Below are 15755 nucleotides of genomic sequence, written 5' to 3' on the forward strand. Positions count from 1 at the left end.
AGGAAGAGGTCATGAAAATGCAACCCATCGTTGGGATCAGTGGCTGTTTAACGGGATCTGCCGTCCGCTTTGACGGCGGGCATAAACGGGCAGAATTTGCGATGGAGAAACTAGCCCAGTGGGTGACTTTCCAGCCTGTTTGCCCGGAGATGGCGATAGGTTTGCCTGTCCCTAGGCCAGCGCTGCGCCTGGTGCAAACGACTGTCGGGGATATTCGCATGCGTTTTAGTCACGCACCTCACGAAGACGTGACCGACGAAATGGCTGACTTCTGCCAGCGGTATCTGGCAGGGCTGGACACACTGTCCGGTTTTATCGTCTGTGCAAAATCCCCCAGCTGTGGAATGGAACGTGTGCGCTTATATGACGATAAAGGCAATCGCGGGCGTAAAGACGGGGTGGGACTGTTTACCGCCGCGCTGATGGAGAAATATCCGTGGCTACCGGTAGAAGAAGACGGGCGACTGCACGATCCGGTCCTACGCGAAAACTTCGTCGAAAGGGTTTTCGCACTACAAGAGCTCAATATGCTGCGCAAAAATGGCCTGACGCGGCGGGCTCTACTGGATTTTCATAGCCGTTATAAATTGCAATTGCTGGCTCACCATCAGGCCGGATATAGGCAAATTGGCCCATTTGTCGCATCACTGCATGAATGGGAGGATCTGGAGGCTTTCTTTGCGGTCTACCGGGATAACTTAATGACAATTCTGAAGAAACCAGCCTCACGTAAAAACCACACAAACGTGCTTATGCACATTCAGGGGTACTTCCGTAATCAGTTAACAATGCGTCAGCGCGGCGAGTTGCGCGAGGTGATCCTTCATTACCGCGCAGGACTACTACCCATCCTGGCCCCGATGACGTTGCTGAAACATTATCTGGCGGAATACCCGGACGATTATCTACTGACGCAGAATTACTTTGATCCCTATCCGCAAGAATTAGCATTGCGACTGACTGTTAATTGATCATGACTGATAAACAGAACCGAGCAGAGTGATAATTTATGTCGTGTTCGAAATCTTTAATTACCGCTCTTCGCTCATAGTAGACGTCAGTTTTACCTTTATCGGTATTGTGTATGTCTACAATTTAATATTATTTCCCGATAAGTGTTACTTTTAACCTTCGTGAAAAAGAAACAAAATCATTCCTGCCATACAGTTTAAAAAAATTAAACCATCGATTCTTACCGAGATGATTTAGTTTGATTAATTGAGGTTTAAAATGGTAGCACATTATAAAAATACCCTGGTCATCATCAACAATATTGTTTCTAAGCGTTTTTATTTGGCACTGACAAACCAATTCATAATTGTTACTTGCCTTTATCTGTATAAACACACAGTGCTTATACTGTGTGTTTATCTGATATACAAGGGGGACCGTCAATATGAATTGACGTCCCCCGGGGATGATTATGTTATGAGGGGATAGAAAGAAAGATAAGCATTATAGTGAATAACAAATAAACTAATGCTTTCTACGTTTTTTAGTGCCTATGTTTCTAATCTCATCATTTCAGATGTTTATGTTCAGGCATCATTCTTAAAAGTGTATTGTCCTTCTGTATGGCGTGATGAAATAATGCCGCGCCAGCATGGGCTGCAATCAAGAAATAGCCTACATTTGCCAGAGTTTCATGAATAGCTTTCACGACGGCTTTTATTTCATCATTGCTATGAACGAAAGAGGGGATGTTTAAACCTAGAAAAAACCAACTCTTTCCACCGTAAGCCATCGTCAAGACACCTAATAACGGTAGCGCCAGAAAAGAGACATAGAGCATGATATGCATTAATTTGGCTGATATCCTCTGCCACTGGGGGGGCGTAGGTGTGATAGCTGGATCGTCATACTTATGTTTGAGAATTAAACGTATTATCATTAAACACCAGACAAATACCCCTGCATTATAGTGTGTTTCTTTCATCAACAGATAGGAGGCACTGCCTTTGGGAAACCAACCGCGAAATTCCATTGTGGCATAGGTTATCGCGATTAACACCAGAGTTAGCCAGTGCAAGTGAATCTGAAGTCTTGAGAATCTGCTCATTGTTTTTCCTCGAATGATGCGCCACCGCAACCGTATCGTATTGAGCTTAACAAATCCTTATCTTCATTAAGAGATTAGGATTTTGTTATTTCTATTTCGGGTAAAACGATCGCATAGTTGATAGGGGATCATTGCGAGTTTGTCAGGATTCAATTTTTCGACGAAATTTTATACGGGAAAACATGTAGAGCATTGGCTGCAATGGGGTAAACGCCGAGGCTTTCAGTTCTGGCCTTGATTTCCTCAAATGGGAGTGAAGGAGATGGTTCCCGTCCTCCCCAGAGATTGATCCCTTCCGGGATGTCATCTCTGCCGTATTCCTCGGCGATCTCAATCGTTTTGCCATTATTCAATTCGATGACAACGCTTTTTCCATCAATGGGGATCAGATTTCCGTCATTGTCAGTAATAAAGATTTTCATTTGCTCTCCTCCTGATTATGCCTTCTCATCATAGCAAATTAAATGTGGGGCAATACTGCTATTGCTCTGAAAATGCACAATGATTATTTGCTATTAATCAATGCGTTATGATGAGATTTAGAAAAAATGATTGGTTTCATGGCGATTTATGTTGCTGTCGACCATGCTCTGTAGAGACAAACATGACTCAGTCAACGTCCGTTTTAACGTGTTCATTTTTCGCCACAGGATATAAGAATGCGCAAAGCACTGTTACCGATACTTGCTGCGATATGTCTGTTCGTAATCGGTGTTTTTATTCTCAATATGCAGCTTTGGTATTCCTCATCAATGGAAGCTCTTGGTGGGGCACGATATGCCGCGAAAAATATGGACAATATACTTAATGAAGCTTTTCAGGCAACGGGTACCGCTAAGCGCATCGCTGAAAAAAAATGCGACCTGGAGAGCCAATACCAGCTCGGAACTGAAGCTGCGCTTCGGCCCCATTTACGAACGCTGATTATTATTCGGAAAGGGAAGGTTTGGTGTACCTCACTGCCAGGTAATCGGATCTTGTTGAAACAGATACCTGTGATACCTGATACGAATTTGCTGTTGGCCTCTGCACAAAATACGGTGAATGAGATACCCGTTTTACTTTATCAAGCTCATTTTCAAACAAGTAGTATCATTATCACGATAAGTGGGGTGCATATCCGGGGCGCATTGAATGTCCCATTAAAAGGACTGACCTATTCATTGCGGGTAGGCGACAAAGTGCTTGGTTCATCGACGGAAGTGAAAGTCTTCAAGGCGAGTGCGCAGCAGTCTGGTCAAGTGAATTCTGCAAAGTATCCCTTCAGCATTATTTTCGAACAGCCTCCATTATTTAGCTTAAAAAGGCTCGTCACTAATGGTCTGGGAATTCTGATTTTCATCCTGCTGATCTCGGTCGCTGTGGCTTATGCCATCGATAAATATTTGAATAAGGATGATACCCCTGAAGAAACGTTGCGCAGAGCGATAGATAAAGGGGAGATAGTGCCTTTTTATCAACCAATCGTAAATGGTCGCGATGGAACGTTACGCGGTGTCGAGGTGCTGGCCAGATGGAAGCACCCAAGGGCTGGGTATATCTCTCCGGCCTCTTTTATTCCAGTTGCCGAAAAATCAGGTCTGATAGTGCCGCTGACTCAAAGCTTGATGAGGCAGGTCGCTGCGAATATGAACTCCATCGCCAGCAAATTGTCATCCGGCTTCCATGTCGGAATTAACTTCAGCGCATCCCATATCACTTCCCCTACGTTTGTGGAGGAGTGCCTGCGCTACAGAGACAGTTTCAGCCGTAATGATTTAAATTTGGTGATTGAAGTGACTGAACGAGAACCGTTGCATGTGGATGATGATCTTGTGCAGAGGCTCAATACGCTTCATGAAAATGGTTTTGTCATTGCGTTAGATGATTTTGGTACAGGTTATTCTGGACTTTCTTACTTGCATGATCTGCACATTGACTATATCAAAATCGATCAGAGTTTTGTGGGACGGGTAAATGACCTGCCTGATTCAACCCGAATTTTAGATTGTGTCCTCGACCTGGCGCGTAAGCTGTCTTTAAGCATTGTTGCTGAAGGTGTTGAAACGAAGGCGCAGCTTGATTATCTCAACAAAAACAACATTGTTTTCCTGCAAGGGTACTATTTTTATAAACCGGTCACTTTTACTGAGTTTATTCTTATTCTGCTTTCAAAACCCAAAGTGAAGGTTTTTGTCGAATAAAATGGAAGGTATCTTGTTGATAGAAGTGAGAATGGGGAGGAATTGGTCGTAGAAAACCTGTTTTTTCTTTATCGTGAGATGAATCTCAGACTGTGTTATTCAAAGAGCATATCCTTAGTTGTGTAGCGGTTATTTGCGTTCTCACATACAGCAAACGGATAACAGTATGACAGATATAACCTTTACTAAGGGACACACTTCAAGTCGCGAAGTGACGGTAGTACATAAGAAAAAGTTGGCTGCGCGCACTAGAATTCAGTACTCAAACCGCGATCAATTAGCTATTGCTGCAGTTCTGTTTGTAGGCGGTATCGCTGGAGCTATTGTTTTGGCAACGTACTTACTGATACTGGAAGGGATATTTCTGTACTAATTGTTTAATTGTTCTTATGTTTTATTACGGTGTTTGTTGTGTTGCTAATGCCATTTCTCAGTAATGATCAATATTATTAACCATCAGTAAAGTTAAGCAGGTATTCCTGAAAACACCTGCTTAAAATATCATTTAGAACAATATACTCTGGCTTCCCGAGGAGTATAGATGCCAATCGTGATGATGCGCAAGAAAACATCCATACCAGACTCCTGAACTTCTGTACGAACAACTTTGTCTGCACCGCCGCATACAGAAGCTGCATCGATGGTTTGTGACTGGCCAATACCATTAATGAAAAAATTCTGTCTGGTTTCCTGAGAGGGTTTTTCTGCAATGCCGTTGTTGATTTTAAAGGTTTGCTGAGCGCAACCGGATAGAGCTGTTGCCGCAATAATTGCAATCATTAACTTTTTTATTTTTACCATTTTATAGTGTGGGATAGAGAGCAAATGTTCTTCTTTAATGCTGCTGGTACATATCCGACCAGCACTTATGTCTGGCACTATTATGCTGACTGTTTATCTATTATTTAGTTAGATAAATGAGTAATGAATTTTCTGTTTCGACTTTGTAGAACATTAGTGATTGCTTGCGATATCAGCTTACATTTTATCAATGTCAGCATTAAAGTGGATAAAATATATGGGAGTTAATGTGTTTTTCTCGGAAACATCAATACTATATAAGTGAGGTCTCGAACAGTTACGTATTTGAACAGAGCTATCAGAGATAGCCCTGCCAATAAAACATTTTAAAATTAGAACTGATAGTTTAAAGAAACCCAATAATTACGGCCTGGATTTACGTATCCAGTGGTGGATTGCGCAGTCTGATAGTAATCACCTGCATAGGTGCTATTACGGCCCACCTGGTACAGTTTAACTTCGCTGAAGTCTTTATCCAGTACGTTATTGACTGCCGTATTTAGCGTCAGGTCTTTGGTCAACTTATAAGACATTCCCATATCGAGAACGGTCCAGGCTTTTAAATCCGCACCTTTGTCGTCATACACCGCCTTTTGTACCGCGCTGAGGTTCTCGTAATTTTCGGTAAAGCGTGGCGCCTTACCGCGATAACGGGCGCTCAACCAGGCGTTCATATCTTCTGTAGCCTGCCAGTTCAGGCGAGCGTTAGCCATATGCTTGGGGGTGTAGCTCAACGGCGCGCCTTTATTATCACCATCTTTTTGTTTGCTCTGTGTGTAGGTGTAGTTGAGGGATAAACTCAGTACGTCCGACCAGACAGGGAAGGTGCTGGCGAATTCAATACCATCGGTCCTTGCCTTACCGCTGTTGGTATAGCTGTTGGTATTATCATCGATAGAATACGAGACAATTTTATTTTTATATTCGGTATAGAAGCCGGTAACGTTGGCGTTCAGTCCGGCCTCGTTTTCATAATATAGCCCGGTTTCGTAGCTGATACTTTCTTCCGGCTTGAGGTCAGGGTTACCGACAGTATTAACAGTTCCTTGCGCAGTTACGCCGCTAATGCCGTTATGCAACTGGCTGAGTGATGGCGCTTTATAACCTGTCGTGACACCGCCTTTGAGCGTCCACTCATCGGAGACATCCCAAACCATATAGGCGCGAGGACTCAGGTGGCCGCCAAACACATCATTATGCTCATAACGGGTACCTGCGGTTAACGCCAATGAGTCGAGTATATGCCATTCATCTTCCGCGTAGGCTGCCCACGTTTTTTGGTGGAACGTCTCGCCGGTATTGGCCAGTACAACACCGTCTTTCATTCGCGCATCCCAGTATTCCCCACCAAGGGTTAACAGGTGTGAGTCACCTAATGGCGTCAGCAGCACTGAGTCCAGAATGACGTTAGTGTTTTTCAGTTCACGCGCATCACCGGCGCGGCCAGCGTTTTCCGGCGTGAGTGCGGAGGAGACCAGTTGTCGGCCTTTGTTCTCGGTCTCATTCCAGCCGAGGGATGATTTCCAGGTGCCGAACGTTAAGGCGGTATCGTGGCCGAGAGTCACTTTGTTGCGCTCATAGCGCAGCGTTTTATCATAACCTCCCGTCAGGTTGCCCAACTGTCCATCGTCATTGTCATAGCGCTGTCTGGCAGAGTCGAGATCTAACCACAATGTATTGTTCTCATTAGCTTTCCAGTCCAGTCGGGTGCCGATATTATAGTTCTCAGATTCAGTAGGATAGGGTACGCGAGTAGAGGCAGTATCGCTCAAAGAGGTGACGCTTGAACCCTGGCGCTGCGTTGTGCTTCCGCGAACCTGCATATCCAGCACGCCTGCGATTAACGGACCGCTGGACCAGAAGTTGGCGACCGTGCTGTTACCCCATTTATTACTTTCTTGCAGGTTAACGCCGGTATTGATGGAGGTGCTCCATTTATCGGTACTTTTTTTGGTAATGATATTCACCACGCCACCGATTGCGTCGGAGCCATACAGCGTCGACATTGGGCCGCGGATCACTTCGATATGATCGATTGCCGCCAGCGGTGGCATAAAGCTGGTATTCATGGCAGAGAAGCCGTTTGGCGTTACATCGCTGCTGCCGTTTTGACGAATACCGTCAATCAGTATCAGGGTATAGCTCGCAGGCATACCACGGATGCTGATCTCCAGACCACCGGTTTTACCGGTGCTGCTTTCAACATCCACGCCCTCTACTGAACGCAGGGCTTCACCTAAGTCATTATATTTATTGGTTTGTAACTCTTGCTGTGAAATTACGGAAACACTGGCGGCTGCGTTGGTAATTTTCTTTTCGTAACCGGAGGCGGTGACGACCATGACATCTTCAGCAAAAACCAGGGGGCTGGTGAAACCCAGACAGGACAGAACGACAGAGGCAACAGGTTTTAAACGCATAGTCAAACTTCCTTTGTTAAAATTCAAAGGCAGTAAGATAATTGATGGAAATGATAATACAAATAATTATCATTACAAATTTACATAACTTGTCACTTCTGGTGTTTTTCTTGAATAAATATACATAAATTGTCATTAATTTAGCGCAAGGGAATGGTAGGGATTACAATAGTCTCTATGTGGAATTATTAGATATAAATTAATATGTTAATGAATAAATCGCTAAATTTTAAACTTTTTCTGGGGTTCATATCGTACTCATAACGGAGTATCAGAAAAAAGTATGATAATTTTAGAAAATCGTCATACTTTTCTGCGCCGCATCATTTTTTTCGCCAATTCTCTTCGCCATAATCCCTTTCCCAGGAGACTGCTTAACGACAAGGCATCGTTAAGCGGCATATACATAACGCAAATCTGGATAAAATAATGATCAAAGGCAAGCTGGCACTCCTGACGTGTGCATTGACTCTCGCATTAACCTCACCACTCCTCGCCGCGCAGAATGCGGACGCAGGTCAGACGTTAAAACTGGCGATTGGACCAGAGCCAACGGAAGGGTTTGACCCGATGTTGGGCTGGAGTCATGGCAGCTATTTGCTTTTGCATGCACCGTTATTAAAACAAAATGCAGATATGAGCTGGGGAAACCTGCTGACGGAGAAGGTGGTGACCAGCGCTGATGGCAAAACCTGGACGCTGACGCTAAAACCTGACCTTAAATTTTCTGATGGTTCGCCGCTAACCGCTGAAGATGTTGTGTTCACCTATAACAAAGCAGCAAAAAGCGGTGGGAAAATTGACATGGGGAACTTCGCTCATGCCAGTTTGAAAGATAACCGCACGGTAGAAGTGACACTGAGTAACCCGCAGAGCACCTTTGTGAATGTGCTGGGATCTTTAGGCATTGTTCCGGCAAAGCTATATAACGAAAAAACATTCGCCAAACATCCGATTGGTGCAGGTCCTTATCGGTTGGTGAGTTTCCAACCCGGGCAGCAACTGATTGTGGAGGCTAACCCCTGGTATGCCGGTAAGAAAAATGATTTCAGCAAGCTGGTGTTTGTTTTCCTTGATGAAGATAACGCTTATGCCGCAGCGCGCAGTGGGCAATTGGGATTAGTACGTATTGCGCCTTCGATGGCGGTCGCCCCTCAGCAGCAGAATTTGAAACTGTGGGTGCGTAACAGCGTGGAGAATCGGGGCATTGTGTTCCCGATGATTCCTGCAGGTAAAAAAGACGCCAATGGTTATCCAATTGGTAACGATATCACAGCCGATGTCGCGATCAGACGCGCCATCAATTACGCTATTGATCGTAAGCAGCTCGCCGATCAGGTTATGGAAGGTCATGCGATCCCCGCCTATAGCGCGGTTCAGGGCCTGCCGTGGCAGGGGCCGTCAGTCGCGTTCAAAGATGGCGACAGCGAAAAAGCACGAATGATTCTGGAAGAAGCTGGCTGGAAAGTGGGGAAAGACGGTGTACGAGTGAAAGAGGGCAAAGAGGCGCGCCTGACTTTATGGTATGCCAGCGGTGACAGTACCCGCCGGGATTTAGCCGAAGCAGTCCGTGCGATGCTGGAGCCTGTGGGTATCCAGGTATCATTGCAATCCGGAAGCTGGGAAACCGTTGAGCGTCATATGCATGCCAACCCGACGCTGTTTGGTTGGGGAAGCCTAGATCCCATGGAACTGTTCCATCATTACAGCAATCAGGCTGCTGGCGTGGAGTATTACAATCCCGGTTACTACAGTAATTCTGTCGTTGAAGAGCATCTCAAACAGGCTATTGATGCACCGGACTGGCAAAAAGCGCTGCCTTTCTGGCAACAGGTCGAGTGGGATGGCAAGCAAGGCGCTGGTGTACAGGGCGATGCCGCATGGGCATGGTTATTGAATATTCAGCACACTTACCTGGCAAATCCATGTATTGACTTAGGCAAAGGCGCACCGGAAATTCACGGGAGCTGGTCATTGCTCAATAATCTGGATGAATGGACCTGGACCTGTCGTTGATGAAGTCTGTAGTGGGCCATTTTCTCCGGCTGATAGTGTTATTAGTGCTGGTTGCGGCTGGCACTTTTGTGCTGCTCAGCTTTTCTCCGGTCGATCCGATTCGCGCCTATATCGGCAACGATCTCCTGCACGTGCCGCCGGAACAATATGCACGTATCGCCGCTCGCTGGGGATTGGACCAGCCACTGTGGGAGCGTTTTGGTAACTGGTTTATACGGGTATTGCAGGGCGATCTCGGCTACTCGATGTTGTTTAATGCGCCGGTTGCCAGCGTGATCAAGGAGCGCTTTGCTACCTCGTTTGCGCTGCTTAGCGGCGCATGGCTGCTCTCCGGTATAGTGGGGACGGCAATGGGATTTGTCGCCGGACGCTACCTCAATCGCTGGCCGGATAAAGCAATTTGTCGCCTCAGCTATCTGCTTTCCTCGTTGCCGACCTTCTGGATTGGCATGCTGCTGCTGGCGTTATTTGCCGTTCGTTGGCCGGTATTCCCGGTATGCTGTGCGTGGGAGCCGGGCAACAACAGTGATATGGCGACACTAACCGAGCGTCTGCGCCATCTGGTGCTTCCCGTTTGTGCGCTAAGTTTGCTGGGGCTGGGGCAGATTACGCTGCATACGCGGGAAAGTATCGCCAGCGTCATGAAGAGCGAATTTGTCCGTTTTGCGCGCTCTCAGGGTGACAAAGGTTGGTCACTGTTGCGCCATCAGGTTCTGCGCCACGCTATCACGCCCGCGCTGTGCCTGCAGTTCGCCTCGCTGGGAGAACTGTTGGGGGGCGCACTGCTGGCAGAAAAGGTTTTTGCTTATCCCGGGCTTGGGCAGGCGACCATTGATGCCGGATTGCGGGGCGATCTACCGTTACTCATGGGGATCGTTTTATTTAGCACCGTGCTGGTTTTCATTGGCAATTCACTTTCGACCTGGTTTGTTCATGTGTTGAACCGTGCTCTGGAGCGACCCGATGCTCTATAATCCGACGCCGACGCTTATTCGTCTGGTGCTCTCTTTCAGCTGCCTGCTATTCATTGCGGTGTATGGCGCAGCCACGCTGGACAACCCGTTGAGCGTGAATTTACTTGCCCGTCATCTGCCCCCCGATGCACTGTACTGGTTCGGTACCGATAACCTCGGTCGCGATCTGTGGGTGCGTTGCTTTCAGGGGGCATTAACCAGTCTGCAAATTGGTATTGGCGCGGCCTTGTGCAGCGGCTTCATTGCATTAATGATGGCGGCGGTTTCTCGCCTGCATCCTCGTCTGGACGTGCTTATGCGTCTGATAACTGATGCCATGCTGTCGATGCCGCATCTGCTGCTGCTTATTTTGATTTGTTTTACTCTGGGCGGTGGGAAAAGTGGGGTGATCATGGCGGTGGCGCTAACCCACTGGCCGCGCCTCGCATTGATTCTGCGTGCTGAGGCCGAGCGCGTTGCCCATAGCGATTATCTGACGCTGACGTGGCGTCTGGGACATGGTCATTTTTACTGCTGGCGACATCACTATCTACCGGCGCTGTTACCCCAGTGGCTCACGGGAACATTGCTGATGTTCCCCCATGCGGTGCTGCACAGCGCGGCGTTGAGTTTCCTTGGCTTTGGACTGGCGCCGCATGAACCCTCGTTGGGTCTACTGCTGGCGGATGCTCTGCGGTTCATCAGTCATGGCGACTGGTGGTTAGTGTTGTTTCCGGGGCTGATGTTATTCAGCCTGGTGATGTTATTCGATCAGCTCGCGAGGGCAGTGCATCGTTTGTGGTTGCGAGGTGACATATGTTGAGTTTGAAACAAGTCTCGCTGGACGTGGCGCGTTATCGTTGGTTCGGCGCGAGAAAATGGTCTCCGCTGTTGCAGGATATCTCTTTCGACGTTGCGCCCGGTCAGATGGTGGCATTAGTTGGGGGAAGTGGTGAAGGGAAAAGTTTGCTCCTGCAATGTCTGCTCGATCTTTTACCGGAAAATTTGCGCCTGCACGGTGCAATAACCCTTGATGGCAAAATGCTGAACAGTCAAGACATCCGCGAATGTCGGGGCAATACCTTCAGCTATGTCCCGCAAGGCGTTCAGGCGCTGAATCCGCTGCTCTCAATTGAAAAGCATTTACGTAGAGCAAGTCAGCTCTCCGGCCAAACCTGGAATGCCGGAAAAATAGAAAAATTGCTCCAGCGTAGTCAACTGGAAACCAGCGTATTAGATGCTTTCCCGCGTCAGCTTTCGGGCGGTATGGCGAAACGTGTTCTGGCCTGTCACGCGTCGCTGAGTCAGGCCCGCTATATTCTGGCTGACGAAATTACCGCCTGGCTTGATGCGCCATTGGCTAATCAACTGCTTGAGCAGTTGCGTGGTTTATGTGAACAGGGGGCTGGTGTTTTATGGGTGACGCACGATCTCACGCTGGCGGCCCGCCATGCGGATCGCATCGTCGCGCTGCACCAGGGAAGCGTGTCGGATAACGTTAGTCGTGAACAGCTGTTGCGCGGGGAAATTAGCGAGCATCTGCAACGTCAATGGCAGGCTCTGCCTGAGAGAAATCAATTGTTTGGAGTGCGGGATGCTGTGCTGTCGTGATGTCGTGATTCGTCAGGGAGGGAAGGTGCTGTGGCAAAACCTTTCTTTCTCCTTGCACCCCGGTGAACGTATTGGGATTTGTGCGCCCAGCGGAACCGGCAAAACGACGTTGGGACGTGTGCTGGCGGGCTGGCAAAAGCCGACCTCGGGCGACATTCTTATCGATGACCAGCCGCTACCGACGCATCAATATTGCCCGGTGCAACTGGTACCACAGCATCCGGAATTAACCTTTAACCCACGACGTAGCACCGGCGATGCGGTTCATGACGCCTGGCGGCCTGGCGCGGAAATCCTTACCCGCCTGCATATCAAACCGGAATGGTTAACCCGTCGCCCTGGACAGCTTTCTGGTGGTGAACTGGCGCGAATCGCCATACTTCGTGCGCTGGACCCGCGTACCCGTTTTCTTATTGCCGATGAGATTACCGCCCAGCTCGATCCTTCCATTCAAAGAGATATCTGGGTACTGCTTCTCGAAGAATGCCAGCGTCGATCATTAGGCATGCTGATTATCAGCCATCAGCAGGCGCTGCTTGATCAGATCTGCACGCGGACGCTGCTTACGCCGTAATTTTACCCGTTCTGGTCAGTAACGATATTGATTAAATTGTGATGTTATATTATAACACTTCACTCGCAAATGATTTGAGGGTGAAATTTTGGCTATTCATTTTAAAAAACTGGCAATCGCTCTGGGGATGCTTTTAGCCAGTGGTCAGGTTTTGGCTCACGGTCACCATTCCCATGGTGTTCCAATGAGTGAAACAGAAAAAAAGGCATCAGAAGGTGTGTTTGATGATAATCAGGTACAGAACAGAGCGCTAACCGACTGGGATGGCATGTGGCAATCTGTCTATCCGTACCTGGTCAGTGGCGAGCTTGATCCGGTATTCAAAAAGAAAGCGGAGAAAGATAAAAGCAAAACGGCAGAACAGATTAAAGATTATTACCGTCAAGGCTATGCAACTAACGTAGACACCATCGGTATTGAAAACGGTGTGATGGAATTTCATACCGGTAATCAGGTTGCATCATGCAAATACGACTACGCCGGATATAAAATCTTGCACTATAAGTCAGGCAAGAAAGGTGTACGTTATTTGTTTGAGTGTAAAGCTGCTGATAGCAAAGCGCCTAAATACGTCCAGTTCAGCGATCATATAATTGCTCCGCGCAAGTCAAGCCACTTCCATATTTTTATGGGAAATACCTCGCAGGCAGCCTTGCTCGAAGAGATGGAGAACTGGCCTACCTACTATCCTTATCAGTTGAAAGGTGAAGAGGTGGTGGATGAGATGCTGCACCATTAATCCGGACTAAGTTTATCTTTACATACCCGCCGTCCGTGGCGGGTATTTTAATTAACAACCTTCTCTTTCCATCCCCCTGCGCATTCGTTAGCATATTGTCTTGCAGCAAGTGCATGTGTTTTTTCAGGAAGAGGTTAACGTGTTTGCAGAGTATGGAGTTCTGAATTACTGGACATATCTGGTGGGAGCTATTTTTATCGTGCTGGTTCCGGGGCCAAATACGATATTTGTGTTGAAGAATAGCGTTGGTCGGGGAGTGAAGGGCGGTTATCTCGCCGCAAGCGGTGTGTTTATCGGTGATGCTGTGTTGATGTTTTTGGCCTATGCCGGTGTTGCCGCCTTGATCAAAACCACGCCTGTTTTGTTTAATATCGTTCGTTATCTCGGCGCTTTTTATCTGCTGTATCTCGGTGCGAAGATCCTGTACGCAACACTGAAATCGAAGGCGAGCGACGCCGCGGCTGAGGAAGTCCCGTTTGGCGCCATTTTTAAGCGCGCCTTAATTCTGAGCCTGACTAATCCGAAAGCAATCCTGTTTTATGTTTCGTTCTTCGTGCAGTTCATTGATGTCAATGCGCCGCACTCAGGGCTGTCATTCTTTATTCTGGCTATAACGCTTGAGATAGTAAGCTTTTTCTACCTGAGTTTCCTTATTTTTTCCGGCGCGTTTGTGACCCAGTACATTCGTACCAAGAAGAAGTTGGCTAAGGTGGGTAACTCTCTTATCGGTCTGATTTTCGTTGGTTTTGCTGCCCGTCTGGCGACGCTTCAGTCGTAATCATTGGCCCGCTGAATATGGCGGGCTTCAATTTTTAGCTTTTCTTCCCCACGCATATCAGCTGCTGGTTATAACCAATAAATGGTATTTTAAATGTATATTTTGAAGCGTACTCTGTGCACAGCAGCGGTTGAATAAGACTCGCTGGTTGTCGACTGGAAAAGGGAAGAAAAATGCTTCAAATTCCACAGAATCATATCCATACACGCTCAACTCCGTTCTGGAACAAAGAAACTGCACCTGCCGGAATTTTCGAACGCCACCTTGATAAAGGCACCCGTGCCGGGGTTTATCCTCGACTGTCAGTTATGCAGGGGGCGGTTAAATATCTCGGCTACGCAGATGAACACAGCCTGGAGCCTGTAGAGGTGATGGTTATTGAAGCCGGTCAGTTTGGCGTTTTCCCGCCGGAAAAATGGCATAACATCGAAGTGATGACCGACGACACTTACTTTAATATCGATTTTTTCGTTTCCCCGGAAGTGTTGATGGAGAGTGCAAATCAACGAAAAGTCGTGCGCACTGGCAAGGAGTAAATCATGGGCAAAGCAACCTACACCGTCACAGTAACCAATAACAGCAATGGTGTGTCTGTCGATTACGAGACCGAAGCGCCGATGACATTATTGGTTCCGGATGTCGCGGCAGAAGTGGTCAAAGACCTGGTCAACACCGTCCGTTCATATGATACCGAAAATGAGCATGAAGTCTGCGGGTGGTAGGGCTTTAACTTCTGCTACCGTTTGAACTGATTGATTTTTAAATTGAAAACCGCACGGCGTTTTGATAGCGCAGGGCGGTTTTTTTATTTGAGTCGAATAGTTCGCGGTCCGGAAAAAGATTTCTTAAGAATACCTTAAGAAATTCGCATCGTTTGCTAATAGTTGATCATTCATAGGGGTTATGATCGTGAAATAGTCACAATACAGAACTTTGCGCTTATGAAATTGAATACCCGACTTACATTATCCGCATTCATTCTTGGACTTGTCCTCGTAGCAATCCCGTTCACTGCGAACTGGCATCTTCCTCTGCTCAATGGCGCGGTCGTCACATGGATTGAAAATGGCCAGGCGCTATGGTTATTGTTTGGTGCAGTATTTACTCTCTGCTACATCCGGCCTTTATCGCGTCCTGCAGGCGAGAAGCAATTTTGGCTTTGGGCGGCAGTATGGTGGTTGGTATTGCTGGGCCGAAGCACTAGTTGGGGCCGTGACTACTTCCCGGAACATCCTAAACTGCTGTTCAGAGCTATCTCAGTCGTGTTAATTGCGATGATTATTCTGCCGGTCCTGCTGTCGAAGAACTTACGCCAGGATATTGCCCGGCGCTTACGCAATGAACCGCTACCGCTGTGGCTACTTGCGATCACCGTCTGCGCATTTTTGATATCCGATACAGTGGAGCATCATCGCCTGCTGGCGCCTGTCTTTTTGCATAATGCCAGTTACGGCGATTTGATTGAAGAATTGTACGAACTGCCGTTTATGGCGGGATTGTTTCTGATGAACCTCGGTTTTATGCAACGGGATAAACAGCACGAGTCTGCCGCTATTCGTTTCAGTGAACCGCAACTGGCGAAGTAGTTGGATAAAGCCTGAGTCTGGATGGCCAGACTCAG

Annotated in this window: 18 protein-coding genes; 13 read left to right on the forward strand and 5 right to left on the reverse strand. The window is 47.4% G+C overall.

Going from position 1 to position 15755, the window contains the following annotated elements; genetic code table 11:
* Positions 1 to 11 precede the first annotated feature (11 nt).
* On the forward strand, positions 12 to 971 hold the full coding sequence (locus FDX04_RS08460; protein WP_137370772.1) for a DUF523 and DUF1722 domain-containing protein: 960 nt from the start codon (positions 12 to 14) through the stop codon (positions 969 to 971).
* Between the two features lie 130 nt (positions 972 to 1101).
* Here FDX04_RS08460 and FDX04_RS08465 read toward each other — a convergent pair whose 3' ends face one another.
* The 3 genes from FDX04_RS08465 to FDX04_RS08475 form a co-directional block, all read right to left on the reverse strand.
* Positions 1102 to 1347, reverse strand: coding sequence for a WlaTC/HtrL family glycosyltransferase (locus FDX04_RS08465; protein WP_249935519.1), 246 nt, complete (start codon positions 1345 to 1347; stop codon positions 1102 to 1104).
* A gap of 172 nt (positions 1348 to 1519) precedes the next feature.
* Positions 1520 to 2059, reverse strand: a complete 540-nt coding sequence (locus FDX04_RS08470) for a cytochrome b (RefSeq protein WP_137359961.1) — start codon at positions 2057 to 2059, stop codon at positions 1520 to 1522.
* Positions 2060 to 2208: 149 nt separating this feature from the next.
* Positions 2209 to 2481 carry a hypothetical protein gene (locus FDX04_RS08475; protein WP_042308953.1) on the reverse strand — a complete coding sequence of 91 codons (273 nt, stop codon included), beginning with the start codon at positions 2479 to 2481 and terminating at the stop codon, positions 2209 to 2211.
* Between the two features lie 237 nt (positions 2482 to 2718).
* On the opposite strand from FDX04_RS08475, the gene FDX04_RS08480 reads away from it, so the two are divergent.
* A complete protein-coding gene (locus FDX04_RS08480; RefSeq protein ID WP_137359962.1) occupies positions 2719 to 4242 on the forward strand; it encodes a cyclic diguanylate phosphodiesterase in 1524 nt (507 codons plus the stop codon).
* Between the two features lie 166 nt (positions 4243 to 4408).
* Positions 4409 to 4615 carry a hypothetical protein gene (locus FDX04_RS08485; RefSeq protein ID WP_137359963.1) on the forward strand — a complete coding sequence of 69 codons (207 nt, stop codon included), beginning with the start codon at positions 4409 to 4411 and terminating at the stop codon, positions 4613 to 4615.
* A gap of 128 nt (positions 4616 to 4743) precedes the next feature.
* On the opposite strand, the gene FDX04_RS08490 is transcribed toward FDX04_RS08485, so the two are convergent.
* On the reverse strand, positions 4744 to 5034 hold the full coding sequence (locus tag FDX04_RS08490) for a Bor family protein (RefSeq protein ID WP_042309317.1): 291 nt from the start codon (positions 5032 to 5034) through the stop codon (positions 4744 to 4746).
* Positions 5035 to 5375: 341 nt separating this feature from the next.
* A complete protein-coding gene (locus FDX04_RS08495) occupies positions 5376 to 7463 on the reverse strand; it encodes a TonB-dependent receptor (protein ID WP_137359964.1) in 2088 nt (695 codons plus the stop codon).
* 429 nt (positions 7464 to 7892) lie between these two features.
* Between FDX04_RS08495 and FDX04_RS08500 the strand changes: the two genes are divergently transcribed.
* The 10 genes from FDX04_RS08500 to FDX04_RS08545 all read left to right on the forward strand — a co-directional run bounded on the left by FDX04_RS08500 (position 7893) and on the right by FDX04_RS08545 (position 15720).
* On the forward strand, positions 7893 to 9479 hold the full coding sequence (locus tag FDX04_RS08500; RefSeq protein WP_137359965.1) for an ABC transporter substrate-binding protein: 1587 nt from the start codon (positions 7893 to 7895) through the stop codon (positions 9477 to 9479).
* Positions 9479 to 10453: an ABC transporter permease gene (locus FDX04_RS08505; RefSeq protein ID WP_042309315.1), complete on the forward strand. Its 975-nt coding sequence runs from the start codon at positions 9479 to 9481 to the stop codon at positions 10451 to 10453. The genes FDX04_RS08500 and FDX04_RS08505 overlap by 1 nt, the downstream gene beginning before the upstream one ends.
* Positions 10443 to 11255: an ABC transporter permease gene (locus FDX04_RS08510; RefSeq protein WP_137359966.1), complete on the forward strand. Its 813-nt coding sequence runs from the start codon at positions 10443 to 10445 to the stop codon at positions 11253 to 11255. Before FDX04_RS08505 ends, FDX04_RS08510 begins: the two co-directional genes overlap by 11 nt.
* Positions 11249 to 12043, forward strand: coding sequence for an ATP-binding cassette domain-containing protein (locus tag FDX04_RS08515; protein WP_079224531.1), 795 nt, complete (start codon positions 11249 to 11251; stop codon positions 12041 to 12043). The genes FDX04_RS08510 and FDX04_RS08515 overlap by 7 nt, the downstream gene beginning before the upstream one ends.
* The gene (locus FDX04_RS08520; RefSeq protein WP_137359967.1) at positions 12027 to 12617 is read left to right on the forward strand and encodes an ATP-binding cassette domain-containing protein; all 591 of its coding nucleotides are present in this window, start codon (positions 12027 to 12029) and stop codon (positions 12615 to 12617) included. Before FDX04_RS08515 ends, FDX04_RS08520 begins: the two co-directional genes overlap by 17 nt.
* A gap of 88 nt (positions 12618 to 12705) precedes the next feature.
* On the forward strand, positions 12706 to 13356 hold the full coding sequence (zinT, locus tag FDX04_RS08525; RefSeq protein ID WP_137359968.1) for a metal-binding protein ZinT: 651 nt from the start codon (positions 12706 to 12708) through the stop codon (positions 13354 to 13356).
* Positions 13357 to 13495: 139 nt separating this feature from the next.
* On the forward strand, positions 13496 to 14134 hold the full coding sequence (gene leuE / locus FDX04_RS08530; protein WP_032940118.1) for a leucine efflux protein LeuE: 639 nt from the start codon (positions 13496 to 13498) through the stop codon (positions 14132 to 14134).
* Between the two features lie 173 nt (positions 14135 to 14307).
* Complete coding sequence (gene yeaR, locus FDX04_RS08535; RefSeq protein ID WP_137370773.1) at positions 14308 to 14670, forward strand: DUF1971 domain-containing protein YeaR; 363 nt, start codon at positions 14308 to 14310, stop codon at positions 14668 to 14670.
* 3 nt (positions 14671 to 14673) lie between these two features.
* Positions 14674 to 14856, forward strand: a complete 183-nt coding sequence (locus tag FDX04_RS08540) for a DUF1869 domain-containing protein (RefSeq protein ID WP_003832433.1) — start codon at positions 14674 to 14676, stop codon at positions 14854 to 14856.
* A gap of 219 nt (positions 14857 to 15075) precedes the next feature.
* Positions 15076 to 15720, forward strand: coding sequence for a hypothetical protein (locus tag FDX04_RS08545; RefSeq protein WP_042308932.1), 645 nt, complete (start codon positions 15076 to 15078; stop codon positions 15718 to 15720).
* Positions 15721 to 15755 lie beyond the last annotated feature (35 nt).

The sequence above is a fragment of the Citrobacter sp. wls615 genome, from assembly GCF_005281355.1.
Lineage (GTDB): Bacteria > Pseudomonadota > Gammaproteobacteria > Enterobacterales > Enterobacteriaceae > Citrobacter > Citrobacter werkmanii.

Excerpts from the sequence above, each read along its gene's own strand:
- FDX04_RS08460 (WP_137370772.1), top strand. The coding sequence starts at position 12 with ATGAAAATGCAACCCATCGTTGGGATCAGTGGCTGTTTAACGGGATCT.
- FDX04_RS08470 (WP_137359961.1), bottom strand. The coding sequence starts at position 2,059 with ATGAGCAGATTCTCAAGACTTCAGATTCACTTGCACTGGCTAACTCTG.
- FDX04_RS08475 (WP_042308953.1), bottom strand. The coding sequence starts at position 2,481 with ATGAAAATCTTTATTACTGACAATGACGGAAATCTGATCCCCATTGAT.
- FDX04_RS08480 (WP_137359962.1), top strand. The coding sequence starts at position 2,719 with ATGCGCAAAGCACTGTTACCGATACTTGCTGCGATATGTCTGTTCGTA.
- FDX04_RS08485 (WP_137359963.1), top strand. The coding sequence starts at position 4,409 with ATGACAGATATAACCTTTACTAAGGGACACACTTCAAGTCGCGAAGTG.
- FDX04_RS08495 (WP_137359964.1), bottom strand. The coding sequence starts at position 7,463 with ATGCGTTTAAAACCTGTTGCCTCTGTCGTTCTGTCCTGTCTGGGTTTC.
- FDX04_RS08500 (WP_137359965.1), top strand. The coding sequence starts at position 7,893 with ATGATCAAAGGCAAGCTGGCACTCCTGACGTGTGCATTGACTCTCGCA.
- FDX04_RS08505 (WP_042309315.1), top strand. The coding sequence starts at position 9,479 with ATGAAGTCTGTAGTGGGCCATTTTCTCCGGCTGATAGTGTTATTAGTG.
- FDX04_RS08510 (WP_137359966.1), top strand. The coding sequence starts at position 10,443 with ATGCTCTATAATCCGACGCCGACGCTTATTCGTCTGGTGCTCTCTTTC.
- FDX04_RS08515 (WP_079224531.1), top strand. The coding sequence starts at position 11,249 with ATGTTGAGTTTGAAACAAGTCTCGCTGGACGTGGCGCGTTATCGTTGG.
- FDX04_RS08520 (WP_137359967.1), top strand. The coding sequence starts at position 12,027 with ATGCTGTGCTGTCGTGATGTCGTGATTCGTCAGGGAGGGAAGGTGCTG.
- yeaR (WP_137370773.1), top strand. The coding sequence starts at position 14,308 with ATGCTTCAAATTCCACAGAATCATATCCATACACGCTCAACTCCGTTC.
- FDX04_RS08540 (WP_003832433.1), top strand. The coding sequence starts at position 14,674 with ATGGGCAAAGCAACCTACACCGTCACAGTAACCAATAACAGCAATGGT.
- FDX04_RS08545 (WP_042308932.1), top strand. The coding sequence starts at position 15,076 with ATGAAATTGAATACCCGACTTACATTATCCGCATTCATTCTTGGACTT.